This window comes from Microvirgula aerodenitrificans DSM 15089 (assembly GCF_000620105.1).
GTDB lineage: Bacteria > Pseudomonadota > Gammaproteobacteria > Burkholderiales > Aquaspirillaceae > Microvirgula > Microvirgula aerodenitrificans.
On sequence record NZ_JHVK01000003.1, the window covers coordinates 119086 to 133953 of the forward strand.

The following is a 14868-nucleotide window of genomic DNA, read 5'->3' on the forward strand; positions in this document are numbered from 1 at the left end:
AGCCAGCAGGAAGTTGTCTGCATTCCGGCGGTCGTTCGGCCGGTAAATGACGCTATCATGCCCGGGCCCCGTCGTCGTTGCGGCGGCCGGGTGAACCGCCCAGGGAGAATCATGTCGCCATACCGTTATATTGCCGTCGAAGGCCCTATCGGCGCCGGCAAGACCACGCTTGCCCGCCGCCTGGCCGCGCACTGGCAGGCCCGCCTGCTCGAAGAGGTGATCGACGACAACCCGTTCCTGCCGCGCTTCTACCAGGACCGCAAGCACTACGCGCTGCACACCCAGTTGCAGTTCCTGTTGCAGCGGGAAGAGCAGCGCCGCCAGCTGATGGATACCGTCAGCGAGCACCCGGTGGTTGCCGATTACTGCTTCGACAAGGAATTCCTGTTCGCGCAGCTGAACCTCGAGGGCGATGAACTGGCGCTGTATCGTGCATTGCAGCGTAAAGTCCTGCCAGAGTATCCTTTGCCGGATCTGCTGATCGCGCTGGAAGTGTCGCCGGATACGGCGGCCAGACGCATTGCCGAGCGCGGTCTGGCATACGAGTACAACTTTCCGGATGGTTACCTGCGCCGTGTCGCCGAAGCGTATAACGAATTTTTCCATCACTTCGACGGCGCGCCCGTGCTGATCGTCAATACCGACAATCTCAACCTTGTCGACAGTGACGAGGATTTCGAACTGCTGTTGCGCTGTATCACCGACATGCAGGGAACCCGCAGCTACTTCAACAAGGGCGCCGGCGCCTAGGCCCTCCGTCACCAGGATACATACACCCGATGAAAGTCACCGTAAGCACATTGGCCCGCCTGAAGGCCGATGGCCAGAAGATCACCATGCTCACCTGTTATGACGCGAGCTTTGCCGCGCTGATGGATGCAGCCGGGGTCGAAATCCTGCTGATCGGCGATTCGCTGGGCATGGTCGTTCAGGGCCATGACTCGACGCTGCCGGTCAGTCTCGACGACATGATCTACCACACCCGTGCGGTCGCGCGCGGGGCGAAGAATGCACTGGTGCTGGCCGACCTGCCGTTCGGCAGCTACCAGACCTCGCCGGCGCAGGCGTTCGACAGCTCGGTCCGGCTGATGGCGGCCGGGGCGCACATGGTCAAGCTCGAGGGCGGTACGGGCATGGCCGATACCGTGCGTTTCCTGGTCGAGCGCGGCGTGCCGGTCTGCGCGCATATCGGGCTGACGCCGCAGTCGGTCAATGTGTTTGGTGGCTACAAGGTTCAGGGCAAGACCGAAGAAGGCGCTGCCGTGCAACTGGCTGCCGCCCGTGCGCTGGCGGATGCCGGCGCCGCACTGGTGCTGATGGAGGCCGTGCCGGCCGCCCTGGCGCGCCAGGTGACCGAAGCGCTGTCGGTGCCGACCATCGGTATTGGCGCCGGTGTCGACGTCGACGGCCAGGTGCTGGTCATGCACGACATGCTCGGCGCCTTCCCGGGCAAGAAGGCCCGTTTCGTCAAGAATTTCATGCAGGAGGCCGGCAGCATCGCCGGTGCCTTCGAAGCGTATGTCAAGGCAGTGAAGACTGGCGCCTTCCCTGGCGAAGAGCACAGTTTCTGACCTGATTCCCCGACCGGCGCCGTTCGCGGCGCCAGCCCGTTCCCCCCGTTGACCGGGATACCTTTTTCTCAGAACTATGGACATCATCCGCACCATTTCCGATCTGCGCGCCTGGCGCAAGACGGCCGGCCACCTCGCGCTCGTGCCGACCATGGGTAATCTGCACGAAGGCCATCTGGCGCTGGTGCACGAAGCGAAGAAGCGCGCCGAGCGTGTCGTGGTCAGCATCTTCGTCAACCGCATCCAGTTCGGCCAGGGCGAGGATTTCGACAGTTATCCGCGCACCTTCGAAGCCGACCGTGCCAGGCTCGAACAGGCCGGGGTCGACGCGCTGTTCCTGCCGGACGAACGCGAGCTGTATCCGCGTATCCGCCAGGACTACAACGTCGAGCCGCCGCATATCCAGAACGAGCTGTGCGGCGCATTCCGCCCCGGGCATTTCCGGGGCGTGGCGACCGTGGTCAGCAAGCTGTTCAATATCGTGCAGCCGGACGTCGCCTGCTTCGGCAAGAAGGACTTCCAGCAACTGCACGTGATCAAGTCGATGGTCGAAGACCTGAACATCCCGGTCGAGATCGTGCCGGTGGACACCGGCCGTGCCGACGACGGCCTTGCGCTGTCGTCGCGCAATGGCTACCTGTCCGCCGCCGAACGCGCCGAGGCGCCGCGACTGCAGCGTGAACTGGCGCGCATCCGCGACAGCCTGATCGACGGCGACAACGACTACGCCGGGCTGGAGCAGGCGGCACGCGCAACGCTGGAACAGCATGGCTGGCAGGTCGACTACGTCGAAATCCGCCAGGCCGACACGCTGGAACTGGCCCATGCCGGCGAAAAACGGCTGGTGGTGCTGGCTGCCGCGCGTCAGGGCAAGACCAGGCTGATCGACAATATTGAAATTCATCGCTAGCGGACACGTCGTCCGCGAACACCGGCAGGAACCAGCATGCAACGCATTATTCTGAAGTCCAAGCTGCACCGGGTCAGCGTGACCCAGTGCGAACTGCACTATATCGGCTCGTGCGCGATCGACGAGGATCTGCTCGAAGCCGCGGACATCCGCGAGTACGAAGAAATCCAGATCTGGAACGTCAATAACGGCGAACGGTTCGCAACCTACGCCATCCGCGGCGAACGCGGCAGCGGCATGATCTCGGTCAACGGCTCGGCCGCCCGGCGTGCGGCAGTCGGCGACCTGCTGATCATTGCCAGCTACGGCATGTTCGAGGACGCCGAACTGGCGGCGCACAAACCCCGTCTGGTTCATGTCGACGAACGGAACCGGATCGTCGAATTGCCTGACGGCATCCCGGTCCAGGCGGCGGAATAACGCCGGCAGACGCCTTGTTGAAACCGTGAGTGTGGTTGTCGTACGTCATAAGATGTCAGCTTTAGCAGGCAAACCGGCGTAACACGGCTATACTCGCGGCCAATCCGTTTCATCAGATTTGTTTGATTCATGTCCCAACAACATAATCCCGTGCTCCAACTTGCCCTGCAACAGGCGATGCGTGACAAACCCAAGCGTCAGCAGGTCAAGGAAGCAACCGACCTGATCTACAAGCGCTTTGGCGTGTTGCGTCAATTCAAGCCGTTGGCAATCGGCATCCACGAGGCGCTCATCGCCGAACTGCCCCAGTTTGATCCGGTAGTGGTTCAGCGCGTGATTCAGCGCCACTGTTGCACCGCGCGCTACCTGAAGGCGATGCAGCGCGAACAGTATCGCTACAAGCTCGACGGCAAGCGCGCCGCTGAACTGACCGATGCCGAGAAGGACGACGCCAAGCGTCGGCTGGACGGCATGGGTACCGGCAAGGACGCTGTCGCGGCCCCTGCCGACGCTGCGCCTGCAGCGGCGGTTGCCGATGCAGTGCCGGCCGGCGAACGCCAGCAGGCGATCGAGGAGGTCAAGGCCGAGCTGAACGACCTGATCAAGCTGATCGATGACAGCAAGCCGGCTGCCGAATAGGCGTCGACAGGCTTTCTGCCCGGAAACGGAGCCATTTACTGGCTCCGTTTTTCTTTTTTCGTGCTGCGCTGCAACTCGTTAGTGGTTTGCCGTTGTCGCCGGATCGGGGCAGACTGGATGCTGAATTCATGTCAGAGGAGACAACCGTCATGAGAGCGATCATCCAGACCGCCCCCGGTGATGCCGACACCCTGATCGTCGGCGAACTGCCGATGCCGGAACCGGGGCCCGGCCAGTTGCGCGTCCGCGTGCGCGCGGCCGGCATCAACCGGGCTGACATTGCCCAGCGTGAAGGCCGCTATCCGCCACCACCGGGCGCACCGGAAACGCTGGGGCTGGAGGTGGCCGGCGAAGTCGATGCGGTCGGTATCGGCAGCAAGGATTTCGCGGTCGGCGACCGGGTCATGGCACTGGTCGGCGGCGGTGGCTATGCCGAATATGCGCTGGTCGATGCGCCGCTGGCGGTGCGCTTGCCGGACGAACTCGGCTTTGTCGAAGCGGCAACGCTGCCCGAGACCTGGATGACGGCGTGGCTGAACCTGATCGATCTGGCACGGCTGATGCCGGGCGAGACAGCGCTGGTCCATGCCGGTGCCGGCGGTGTCGGTGCGGCGGCCATCCAGCTGGCCGGCCTGGTCGGTGCGCGCGCGATTGCGACCGCCGGCACGGCTGACAAATGCACATTCTGTCGTCAGCTTGGCGCCGAACTGGCACTGAACTATCGCGACGACGACGTGGTCGCAGCGCTGAAGGCGGCCGGTCGGGCCGATGTGGTGCTGGACCCGGTCGGGGGGGATTCGCTGTCACGCAACCTGGCCTGCATGAATCCGGGCGGCCGGCTGGTCGTCATCGCCTTCATGGCCGGTCGGCTGGCCGAACTCGATCTGGCGCAACTGATGGTCAAGCATCTGACGCTGATCGGCTCGACCCTGCGCAGCCGGCCGCTGGCCGACAAGGCGCGGCTGGCCGGGCGGCTGGGCGATACCGTGTTGCCGGCCCTGGCCAGTGGGCGAGTCCGCATCACGCTGGACAGCTCGTTCCCGCTGGCCAGGGCGGCCGAAGCCCATCGCTATGTCGAGGCCAACCGCAATCTGGGCAAGGTCGTGCTGACGGTATAAGGGCCGCGGCTTGACGGCGCAGTCCGGGCGCAGTTCAAGAAAAAGCTTGCAGAAAGGCTGCGCCATCCTCACGTGCCAAAATCCCGCTTGAGCGGCATGAAGGACGGCTACAAGATCAGGCTGCGGCGTGCGGGCTATCGCCTGGCATGCCGGGTGGACGGTGACGGGGTCCTCGTCACCGTCCTTGCCATCGGTCGGCGGGAAGGCAACGAAGCCTGTGCCGTGGCTGCCGGGCGAACAGGCAGTGGCGACTGAGGCGTCGCCTCAGCCATGGGCGCCGGGCGTATGTGCCGGCGGCCACTGCACGCTGTCAGCCTGGTTCTGCTGCAGCCAGTCGGCACGGTCGAGCAGGCGCTTGCGCCAGGAGGCGGTCAGCGCCGGCACGGCGGCGGCACGCAACTGCGCCGGGTCGGGGCGGTGCGAGGCCATCAGTACCATCAGCGCGTCCAGGGTCAGGGCCTCGCTGTCGCCGGGCAGGGGCTCGATGCGGCTGTCGAGGTGGATGCCGCCGGTCTCGATCACCCGACAGTACCAGCCGGTCAGCCGCTGACGGGCAACGGTCGCCGCCACTCCCTTGCAACCGAAACGGGCGTCGATTTTCCAGCACGGGCTGCGCGGCTGGCTGACTTCCAGCAGCGCCTCGCCGACACGCAGCCGGTCTCCGACGCGCAGCGTCGTTTCCAGCAGGCCGGTCAGGGACAGGTTTTCGCCGAGAAAGCCGGGGCCGAGCCGGTCGGCCACCGCCGGATAGGCTTCGGCCAGTCGCGCGTAGTGTTCTGCCGGGTACAGATGCACCGCCTTGTCCGGACCGCCATGCACGCTCAGATCGGCCTGCTGGTCACCATCCAGTCCGGTCGGCCCGATATGGGCGGTGGAAACCGCGCTCTTGACGATGGCGGACAGGCGGCCATCGTCGCCGAGCGGGGCGGCGCGGCCGGTATACAGACCTAGCAAGCGAATGGACATGCGGACTCCGGGGATCAGTAGTCGAGAGGGATGAACAGTTCGCCGCGCATCAGCGGCCGGGCGGTGCGGGTCATCACCACCTCGTCGATGCGCCAGTCGCTGCCACTGCGGCTGACCACGGCGCTGAGCGTCTGGCTGCCGGCGGCGTGGCTGAAGCACAGCGGTGTGGCCGGCGCATCCAGCAAACGGCTGGCCAGCGTGTCCGGCAGGGCGGCGGCGGCAGCCAGGCCGATGGCGCCGGTGCCGGTAAAGGCATGATGCAGCCGGCCCATCGACAGGATGCGGGCATTCAACTGGCAGTCCGGGCGTCGTGCCCGGCTCAGAAAAGCGATTTTCGGCGTGGCCGGACGCTGGCGACTGGCCTGTTCCAGGCTGTCGGCCAGACCCATTGCCACGCTGCCGGCTGCGCGCAGGTGTTCGAGGGTGGCCTGGGTGGCGGCATCGATGCGATCCGCGGTTTCATCACCAGCCAGACCCAGTGCGGCGGCATCGATCAGCACCAGCGGATTGCCGGCGTCGATCAGCGTCGCTTCGATGGCCCGGCCGTCCGGCAGCCGCAGCGTATCGATGGCGCGGCCGGTCGGGAACAGGCGCCCGGCACTGCCGCCGGCCGGATCGAGAAAGCGCAGCCGGATCGGCGCGGCAGGGAAGGCGACGCCATCGATGGCACAGTCGCCGGTCCAGCACGGCTGCCCGTCACGGACATCGAGTCCGGCAATGATGGTCTTGCCGATATTGGCCTGCCAGATACGGATTTCGGCCGGACCGTCGTCACGGGCTACCAGCCCCTCCATCAGCGCAAACAGCGGCACGGCGGCAGTCAGGTTGCCGCAATTGCCGGACCAGTCGATCAGCGCCTCGCGGATGGCCACGTGACCGAACAGGTAGTCGACATCGTGGCCGGGACGTTCGGAACGGGACAGCACCACCACCTTGCTGGTGCTGGAAATGCCGGTGCCGAGGCCGTCGATCTGCGAACCATAGGGATCGGGACTGCCGATGGCGCGGATCAGCAGCGACTCGCGCAGTGCCGGCGCAGCCGGCAGCCGGTCGGCCCGGAAAAACAGCCCCTTGCTGGTGCCGCCGCGCATCAGCGTGGCCGGCAGGATATGGATGGCGGTCATGACGGGAAGGCAGCCTGTGCGGTGGTGATGGCGGCGACGCGTGCGGCGTCGACCTGCTGCGGAATCGAGGCCTTGTCCGTGCAGGCGGCGGCGATGGCGCCGGCATCGACGGCGCGGGCCGCCGCGAGCAGGGCGAGCAGATAGTCGGCCTGCGGATACACGGCATCGGCATAGCCGGTGCGGCCATGGCAGTCGGCGCGGCAGACGGCGAGAAAATCCAGAAAGCGCGCCGGCCGGCGCAGCGCATCGGCATCGCGGAACAGCTTCAGCACCGTGGCCGGACGCAGCTCGCGCGCCCGGTGAACGTGGGTGTGGAAGCGGCAGGTGATCAGCGCCAGATCACGGCATTCGGCCGGCACTTTCAGTCGTGCCGACAGGGCCTCGACCGGGGCAACCCCTCGCTGTTCGTGGGCGATATGGCGCGGCAGCACATCGGCCGGCGTCAGCGCCTTGCCGAGGTCATGGCACAGTGCCGCGTAGCGTGCCGCCAGCGGCAGCCCCTCGCGGGCCGCCGCATCCAGAACCAGCTCCATATGGATGCCGGTATCGACTTCGGGGTGGTAGTCGGCCCGTTGCGGCACGCCGTACAGGGCATCGACCTCGGGCATGACCCGGGCCAGCGCGCCGCATTCGCGCAGGGTCGAGAACAGGCGCGACGGGCGGTCTTCCATCAGTCCCCTGGCCACTTCCTGCCACACCCGTTCCGGCACCAGTGCGTCGACCTCGCCATCGGCAACCATGCTGCGCATCAGCGCCAGCGTGTCCGGCGCGGTGGCAAAGCCGAAGCGGGCGGCGAAACGCGCCAGACGCAGGATGCGCACCGGGTCCTCGACAAAGGCGGGGCCGACATGGCGCAGCATGCCGGCCTGCAGATCTTCCTGGCCGTGGTACGGATCGATCAGCCGGCCATCCTCGTCTTCGGCAATGGCGTTGATGGTCAGGTCGCGGCGGGCCAGATCCTGTTCCAGCGTCACGTCCGGGGCCGCGTGGAAGCTGAAGCCGTGGTAGCCGCGCGCGGTCTTGCGCTCGGTGCGCGCCAGTGCGTATTCCTCGTGTGTCTGCGGATGCAGGAATACCGGAAAGTCGCGCCCGACCGGCATGAAGCCGCGCGCGAGCATGTCTTCGGGCGAGGCGCCGACCACGACCCAGTCGCGGTCGCGTACCGGCAGCCCGAGCAGGCGGTCGCGCACCGCGCCACCGACGATATAGGTTTTCATGTCACTCATTTGACGAAGCCGCTGAGGTGGGCCAGGCCGAACTGCAGCACGAGCTGGGTCAGGCCGTCCCAGATGATCTGCACGCCGAGGCACATCAGAATGAAGGCCGACAGACGCATGAACACCATGGTACCGGTATTGCCGAGCACGCGGAGCAGGGTATCGGCATAGCGGTAGCAGGCGTACAGCGAGAAGGCGATCAACCCGGTGCCGACCAGACTGGCCAGTACCAGCACCGTCACGTGCTGGAGGCTGGCGCTGGCCAGCGTGCCGCTGCCGCGCAGGTTGGCGGCGACGGTGATGGCCACGGTGGTCGCACCCGGCCCGACGGTGATCGGGAAGGTCAGCGGGTAGAACGCGCGCTGCGACAGCTGGTCACGGGTCAGGTGGCCGGTATCGCCCTGGTCGCGGGCGATGTCGTGCTTGTCGGTCAGCATCTCCCATGCCGCCATCGTCACCAGAAAGCCGCCGCCGACCTGCACGATCGGCAGCGAGACCTCGAACAGCTTCAGTACATAGCCGCCGACATACATGGCAGCGAGCAGCAGCACGAAGCTGTAGATGCCGACCTTGCGCGCGAGGATGGCCCGTTCTTCATGGGTGTTGTGCGCCGTCAGCGACAGGAAGATCGGCGCGTGTCCGGGCGGATTCAGGATCGGGAACAGCGCAGCGATGATGAACAGCACCTTGCTGAAGAACAGCGTGATCGTTTCCAACATGACGGGCCTTGGCTTCAGTAATGGGGCGGGGACGGTAACGTGTGGCGACGGCTGACATCAAGCGCGGGTTCGCGTTGCTGCAGATCCCTGTCTCAATGCCCACCGGCCGACCCCCCATGGTGTCATGCCAGATGGCCGAAGAACAGATAGGCAACGCCGACCGCCGCGATAAAGCCGATCAGGTCGGCAAACAGCCCGCAGCCGGCGGCATAGCGGGTGTTGCGGATATTGACTGCGCCGAAATACACCGCCAGCACATAGAAGGTGGTTTCGCTCGATCCCTGGATGATGGATACCAGACGACCGACAAAGCTGTCCGCACCATGGGTCTTCATGCTGTCGATCATCACCGCGCGTGCGCCGCTGCCGGACAGCGATTTCATGATCCCGTTCGGCAGTGCGTCGACCCAGCGGGTATCGAAACCGAAACCCGCGACCGCGGCACGCACCGCGCCAATGGCCAGTTCCAGCGCGCCGCTGGCGCGCAGCAGCGCGATCGCCACCAGCATTGCCACCAGATACGGAATGATACCGACCGCAACCTGGAAGCCTTCCCTGGCGCCGTCGATAAAGGCCTCGTACACATTGATCCGCCGCCACAGCGCGGCAACGATCATCAGCGTGACCACGGCGAGCAGCAGACCATTGCTCCACATGGCCGACTGGCGCTGCATCTGCTCCGGCGGCAGGCTGGCGAACCAGGCAGTCACGCCGCCGACCAGCAGCGTCAGCCCGCCGGCATAGGCGAGCACGACCGGATCGAACAGCTTCAGGCGCTGGATGACGCCGGTCAGTGCCACCCCGGCCAGGGTGGCGATATAGCTGGCCAGCAGCAGCGGGATGAACACATCGGTCGGGTCGGCGGCGCCGAGCTGCGCGCGGTAGGCAAAGATGGTGACCGGAAACAGGGTGACGGCGGCGGTATTGATGACCAGGAACAGGATCTGCGCGTCGGTGGCGGTATCCGGCACCGGGTTCAGCGTCTGCAGCTCGCGCATCGCCTTCAGACCCAGCGGCGTGGCGGCATTGTCGAGGCCGAGCATATTGGCGGCGATATTCATGGTCATGCTGCCCAGCGCCGGATGGCCGTCCGGCACGCCGGGAAACAGGCGGCGGAACAGCGGCGCCAGACCGCGTGCCATCAGCGCGATCAGCCCGGCGCGCTCGCCGATCTTCATGATGCCGAGCCACAGTGTCATGACGCCGGTCAGCCCGAGGGCGATCTCGAAGCCGGTGCGGGCGGTGTCGAACATGGCCCGCACCAGCGCCGGCAGGATATCGGCATTGCCGAACACCAGCGTCTGGACGAAGGCGGACACGACGGCGACCAGAATGAATCCGGCCCAGATGACATTCAGCAGCATGGTGCGCACAGGAGGAGTGATGGCGCGGCCATGATACGGGGGCGGTTCCGGCGCGGCCAGCGGCCTGGCGGGCGCCCGGTGCTAGCGACCGTCCTTGCGGCGTTCGGTCACGCTTTCGCCGGCAATGCCCCAGTTGTCGGTCTCCACCTCGTCGATGATGACAAAGGTGGTGGCCGGGTTCTTGCCGAGCACATCGGCCAGCAACCGGGTGGCGCCTTCGATCAGGCGCTGTTTCTGTTCGGCGCTGGCGCCTTCGCGGGTAATGCGGATATTGACATAAGGCATGGCGGGTTCCAGTTCAGGGTTGGGGTGGGGAAACGGAGCGGCGGCTGCCGCAGGCGGCCGGCACCAGCGGCAGCGCCAGCAGCAGGGCGGCGCCGGCGATCAGGCACGGCAGGGCGAAACTGCCGCTGCTGTGGCGCAGCCAGCCGGCCAGCAGCGGACCGGCCAGCTGGCCGAGGCCATAGGCGGCGACGATCCAGGCCAGCGGATGATGATTCGGCCGCAGCGGCAGCGAGCGGGCCAGCGGCATGACCAGCGTGACCGTGCCCATGAAGGTGCCGCCGATCAGCACGGCAGTCAGGTACAGGCCGGCCTGGGTCGGCCACAGCGCGGGCAGGGCGGCGCCGATCGCCTGCAGCAGCAGGTTCAGCGTCAGCATCGGTGCGGTGCCGTAGCGGTGGTTGGCTTTCGCCCACAGGATGGGCGACGGCATGGCGGCGAGGCCGGCGACCAGCCAGATCCAGCCGCCGGCACGGGTGTTGCCCAGTGTCTCGGCCGCCAGAGTGGGCAGATAGGTGGCAGCGATGATGTAGCCGAAACCGGCCAGCCCGTACAGCCAGGTCAGCGCGGACTGGGACACGGCGCTCCGGGTGGCCGGCGCGGCCTGCGCCGAGCGCGGTGCGGCAAGTGGCCGGGCAATCCAGGCCAGCGACAATAGTCCGAGCAGCGCGCCCAGCGCCCAGGTGACGGCCGACGACAGGCCGAGTCCTTCACCAAGGCCGGACAGCAGGCCGGACAGCACGATGCCGACGCCGACGCCGGCAAACAATATGCCCCGGGTGGCGGCATCCGCACGCGGCAGCACCAGGGTCGAGATGCAGACGAACATCAGCGCTGACGCAAAGCCGGCGACAAAGCGCAGCGCCGACCACAGCGCCGGCGGGCAGTCCGGAATCATGGCGGCCATGGTCAGCACCGTCAGCCCGGCGCCGGCCATCAGCCCGCGCCGCAGGCTGAGCCGGCGCGCGAGCGGGTAGCGTGCCATCACCATGCTGCCGGCCAGGTAGCCGGCATAGTTCCAGAATGCCAGCGCCGAGCCGTCGGCCAGTGTCAGCCGCTGCTCGGCCAGCATCGGCGGCAGCATCGAGGTATAGAAGAAGCGTCCCAGCCCCATGGCGAGGCAGAGTGCGACGAGACCGTAGAGGCCGGGGCGGGACGTGTGGACGGGCATGGGGGCTTCCGGGCTGGGCTGATCTTCAGACTAGCCAATATTGATCATCATCAGAAACGATTTAATATGAACACATCGTTCGTTATTGATGATCCGGAAGGCCGTTGCAATGGAATTGTCCAGCCTCAGACTGTTTACCGCCGTGGCCGAGCAGGGGGGCGTGACCCGGGCGGCGCAGGCGCTGCACTGCGTGCAGTCGAACGTCTCCGCCCGCTTGCGCCAGCTGGAAGACGAGCTCGGCACGGCGCTGTTCCATCGCGACCGGCGGCAGATGATCATGACCCCGGCCGGGCGCGAGCTGCTCGGTTACGCACGGCGGCTGACCGCGCTGGCGGATGAAGCGCGCGAGGCGGTGCGCGGTGCGGCGCCGTCGGGCCAGCTGCGGCTCGGTTCGATGGAAACCACGGCGGCGATACGTCTGCCACTGCCGCTGGCTGATTATCACCGCCGTTATCCGGCCGTTCACCTGTCACTGGAAACCGGGCCGACGCGGACGCTGATCGACCAGGTCTGCGACTACCGGCTGGACGCCGCGTTCATTGCCGGGCCGGTTTCCGACCCGCAGCTGGATGGCTGCCGGCTGTGGCGCGAGGAGCTGGTGCTGGTGACTGAAGCCGGCCACGCTCCGGTCGGCCAGGCGGCCGACCTGCCGGCGCCGACGCTGCTGGCCTTTCGCGCCGGCTGTGCCTATCGCGAACGGCTGGAGCACTGGTGCCGTACCGAAGGCGTGTTTCCGGCCTCGATTCTTGAATTCGGCTCCTTCCAGGCCATCCTCGGCTGCGCGGCCGCCGGCATGGGCATTGCGCTGTTGCCGAAGACGGTGGTCGATGCCCAGCGCGACATGCACCTGCCGCTGGCGCTGCACCGCCTGCCCAGTGCCGTTGCCGATGCGGAAACCTGGCTGGTGTGGCGGCGCGACCGGGCGCCACGCGCCCTGCTGGCGCTGGTCGAACTGCTCGGGCCCGGCCCGTCAGCCGATCAGCATGCGGCGCGCGATGCCGCCGCGCCATGCTAGACTCTGCCGCCTGCTTTTCATCCGGCATCCGCATGAAACTTTCGTCACAGACCGTACTTCGCTGGCTGAGCGCCACTCTGCTGGCCGTGTCGCTGACCGCGTGCTCGCCGTCGGCGATGCAGGCGTGGTGGGCCGACTCGGTCGTCAGCGGCAAGGGGTTCGTGTCGAAGACGCTGGATCTGCCCGACGGGCGACTGGCCTGGCGCGAAGCCGGCAGCGGCCAGCCGGTGTTGCTGCTGCACGGTTTCGGCGGCAACGGGCTGGTGAACTGGCAGGCGCAGATGACTGACCTGGCGCGCGACCACCGCGTGCTGGTGCCGGACCTGCTGTGGTTCGGCGCGTCGACCTCGCAGCGCCCGCCCTCGCTGGATGCGCAGGCGGCGGCGCTGGCCGCGCTGCTCGAACGACTGGACCTGCGCGAGGTCAGAGTGGTGGGCCTGTCCTATGGCGGATTTGTCGCCCAGGCACTGACGCGCCGGGTGCCGGAGCGGATCAGCCAGCTGGTCATGGTGGACTCGCCGGGCTGGATCTACACCGACGCCGATGCCCGCGACCTGCTGTCCCGGGCCGGGGTGCCGTCGGCCGAAGCGCTGTTCGTGCCGGATACGCCGGAAGCGCTGCGGCGGCTGGTCAGGCTGGTCTACTCGCATTCTTCCCGCGATGCCCCGGACTGGGTGCTGCGCGATGTGCTCCAGTACTATTTCGCCGGTCGCCGGCCGTCGCAACTTGCGCTGATCCGCGAACTGAATGCCAACCGCGATCACTATGTTGCCACCCTGGACCCGGCGCAGCCGTGGCCGCTGCCGGTGGTGATCTGGGGCAGCGATGACCGGATTTTCCCGCTGCCGATCGGCCAGCGTCTGGCCCGCGCACTGAATGCGCGGCTGATCGTGGTGCCGGGGGCCGGCCACAATCTGCCGGTCGACCGGCCGGAACACGCGACGCGGGCGCTGCGCGATGCGCTCGCCATGACCCGCTGACTCAACAAGGATTTTGCCTGGATGCTGACAACCCTTCTTGCCTTCCTGGTCGCACTCGGCGTGCTGGTCACGTTCCACGAGTTCGGTCACTACTGGGTCGCCCGACGCCTTGGCGTCAAGGTGGTCCGGTTCTCCATCGGCTTCGGCAAGCCGCTGGTGACCTGGCGGCGCGGCGAGACCGAGTGGGCGCTGGCGCCGATCCCGCTGGGCGGCTATGTGAAGATGCTCGACACCCGCGAGGACGTGGCCGTGCTGCCGGAGGAGCGGGCGCGGGCGTTCGATCTGCAGCCGGTCTGGCACCGGATCGCCATCGTGGCGGCCGGACCGGTCGCCAACATGCTGCTGGCGGTGGTGCTGACCTGGCTGACCCTGCTCAATGGCGTCGAGGGCATCCGCCCGGTCATCGGCATGGTGGCGCCGGACACGCCGGCGGCCATGGCCGGGCTGCGCGCCGGACAGTCGGTGGTGTCGATCAATGGCGAAGCGGTCGAGGACTGGCAGCAACTGCGGCTGCAACTGGTGGACGGCGTGACCGATCGCGGCTCGCCGCTGGTGGTCGGCATCAGCGATGGCGGCGTCGAACGCAAGGTGAGCATTCCGCCAGCCCAGCTGGCCAATCTGGACATCGAACGCGGCATCGGGCCGTTCGGCCTGTCGCCGCTGCGGCTGACGACCCGGCTGGCCTATATCGAGGCCGGCAGCGCCGCCGACCGCGCCGGGCTGCGGACCGAGGACACCGTGCTGGCCGTCAATGGCGTGGCACTGGACGGTGACTGGACACGGCTGGTGACCGCCGTGCTGCACAGCGGCGGCAAGCCGCTGGCGCTGACGGTCGAGCACAGTGGCGCCGCGCCGCGCACGGTCAACGTCACGCCGCAGCGTGCCACGCCGGACGGTCCGTGGCGGCTGGGCATTGCGCCGGCACCGGACGCCGACTGGATGAACGGGCTGCAGTTCCGCCGCGATCCCGGCCTGCTGGGCGGGATCGGCGAAGCCTTCACCCAGACCTGGCAGTCGGTATCGCTGACCACGCGGATGATCGGACGCATGGTGACCGGAGACGTGTCACCGGCCAGCATCAGCGGGCCGATCACCATGGCCGACTACGCCGGCAAGAGCGCGCGCGCCGGCTGGGAAGCCTTCCTGGATTACATGGCCTTGATCAGCATCAGCCTCGGCGTACTCAACCTGCTCCCCATTCCGCTGCTGGACGGCGGGCATTTGCTGTATTATGCGGCCGAGATCATTCGTGGTCGGCCGCTGTCTGCGCGAGCGCAGGAAATCGGCCGCCGCATCGGGTTCTCGGCACTGGCCGCCCTGATGTTATTTGCTTTTTTCAACGACATAACCCGTCTTTTTGCGGGATAACCGC

At 66.9% G+C, this 14868-nt stretch carries 16 protein-coding genes and 1 pseudogene; 10 read left to right on the top strand and 7 right to left on the bottom strand.

Features of this window, described 5'->3' with window-relative positions:
• The first annotated feature begins 111 nt into the window (after positions 1–111).
• From Q352_RS0104115 to Q352_RS19720, 7 genes and pseudogenes are all read left to right on the top strand, one after another.
• Complete coding sequence (locus tag Q352_RS0104115; RefSeq protein ID WP_028498252.1) at positions 112–750, top strand: deoxynucleoside kinase; 639 nt, start codon at positions 112–114, stop codon at positions 748–750.
• Positions 751–779: 29 nt separating this feature from the next.
• Positions 780–1571, top strand: a complete 792-nt coding sequence (gene panB / locus Q352_RS0104120; RefSeq protein WP_028498253.1) for a 3-methyl-2-oxobutanoate hydroxymethyltransferase — start codon at positions 780–782, stop codon at positions 1569–1571.
• Positions 1572–1647: 76 nt separating this feature from the next.
• On the top strand, positions 1648–2481 hold the full coding sequence (panC, locus tag Q352_RS0104125) for a pantoate--beta-alanine ligase (RefSeq protein ID WP_028498254.1): 834 nt from the start codon (positions 1648–1650) through the stop codon (positions 2479–2481).
• Between the two features lie 36 nt (positions 2482–2517).
• Entirely contained in the window at positions 2518–2901 is a 384-nt protein-coding gene (gene panD, locus Q352_RS0104130; RefSeq protein WP_028498255.1) for an aspartate 1-decarboxylase, read from the top strand.
• Positions 2902–3051: 150 nt separating this feature from the next.
• The gene (locus tag Q352_RS19715) at positions 3052–3540 is read left to right on the top strand and encodes a ProQ/FINO family protein (protein ID WP_158537409.1); all 489 of its coding nucleotides are present in this window, start codon (positions 3052–3054) and stop codon (positions 3538–3540) included.
• A gap of 149 nt (positions 3541–3689) precedes the next feature.
• Positions 3690–4658, top strand: a complete 969-nt coding sequence (locus Q352_RS0104140; protein ID WP_028498256.1) for an NAD(P)H-quinone oxidoreductase — start codon at positions 3690–3692, stop codon at positions 4656–4658.
• Positions 4659–4685: 27 nt separating this feature from the next.
• A pseudogene (locus Q352_RS19720) lies at positions 4686–4913 on the top strand (type II toxin-antitoxin system RelE family toxin); the annotation flags it as partial.
• A gap of 9 nt (positions 4914–4922) precedes the next feature.
• Here the strand turns inward: Q352_RS19720 and Q352_RS19725 are convergent.
• The 7 genes from Q352_RS19725 to Q352_RS0104180 form a co-directional block, all read right to left on the bottom strand.
• Positions 4923–5624, bottom strand: coding sequence for an MOSC domain-containing protein (locus Q352_RS19725; protein WP_051528669.1), 702 nt, complete (start codon positions 5622–5624; stop codon positions 4923–4925).
• A gap of 14 nt (positions 5625–5638) precedes the next feature.
• On the bottom strand, positions 5639–6748 hold the full coding sequence (locus Q352_RS0104155; protein WP_028498257.1) for a PrpF domain-containing protein: 1110 nt from the start codon (positions 6746–6748) through the stop codon (positions 5639–5641).
• Positions 6745–7965 carry a multifunctional CCA addition/repair protein gene (locus Q352_RS0104160; protein WP_028498258.1) on the bottom strand — a complete coding sequence of 407 codons (1221 nt, stop codon included), beginning with the start codon at positions 7963–7965 and terminating at the stop codon, positions 6745–6747. The genes Q352_RS0104155 and Q352_RS0104160 overlap by 4 nt, the downstream gene beginning before the upstream one ends.
• 5 nt (positions 7966–7970) lie before the next feature.
• The gene (locus tag Q352_RS0104165) at positions 7971–8684 is read right to left on the bottom strand and encodes a MarC family protein (RefSeq protein ID WP_051528670.1); all 714 of its coding nucleotides are present in this window, start codon (positions 8682–8684) and stop codon (positions 7971–7973) included.
• Between the two features lie 122 nt (positions 8685–8806).
• Positions 8807–10048, bottom strand: a complete 1242-nt coding sequence (locus Q352_RS0104170; protein ID WP_199489755.1) for a spore maturation protein — start codon at positions 10046–10048, stop codon at positions 8807–8809.
• Positions 10049–10129: 81 nt separating this feature from the next.
• Entirely contained in the window at positions 10130–10333 is a 204-nt protein-coding gene (locus Q352_RS0104175; protein ID WP_028498261.1) for a 2-hydroxymuconate tautomerase family protein, read from the bottom strand.
• A 13-nt stretch (positions 10334–10346) separates the two neighbouring features.
• Positions 10347–11501 (bottom strand): YbfB/YjiJ family MFS transporter, encoded by a 1155-nt coding sequence (locus tag Q352_RS0104180; RefSeq protein ID WP_028498262.1) that lies wholly within the window; start codon positions 11499–11501, stop codon positions 10347–10349.
• A gap of 109 nt (positions 11502–11610) precedes the next feature.
• Between Q352_RS0104180 and Q352_RS0104185 the strand changes: the two genes are divergently transcribed.
• Genes Q352_RS0104185 through rseP form a run of 3 tightly spaced genes read left to right on the top strand, consistent with a single transcriptional unit; the run spans position 11611 to position 14864 of the window.
• A complete protein-coding gene (locus Q352_RS0104185) occupies positions 11611–12516 on the top strand; it encodes a LysR family transcriptional regulator (protein ID WP_028498263.1) in 906 nt (301 codons plus the stop codon).
• A gap of 32 nt (positions 12517–12548) precedes the next feature.
• Positions 12549–13496: an alpha/beta fold hydrolase gene (locus Q352_RS0104190; RefSeq protein WP_028498264.1), complete on the top strand. Its 948-nt coding sequence runs from the start codon at positions 12549–12551 to the stop codon at positions 13494–13496.
• A gap of 21 nt (positions 13497–13517) precedes the next feature.
• Complete coding sequence (gene rseP / locus Q352_RS0104195; RefSeq protein ID WP_036385228.1) at positions 13518–14864, top strand: RIP metalloprotease RseP; 1347 nt, start codon at positions 13518–13520, stop codon at positions 14862–14864.
• Positions 14865–14868 lie beyond the last annotated feature (4 nt).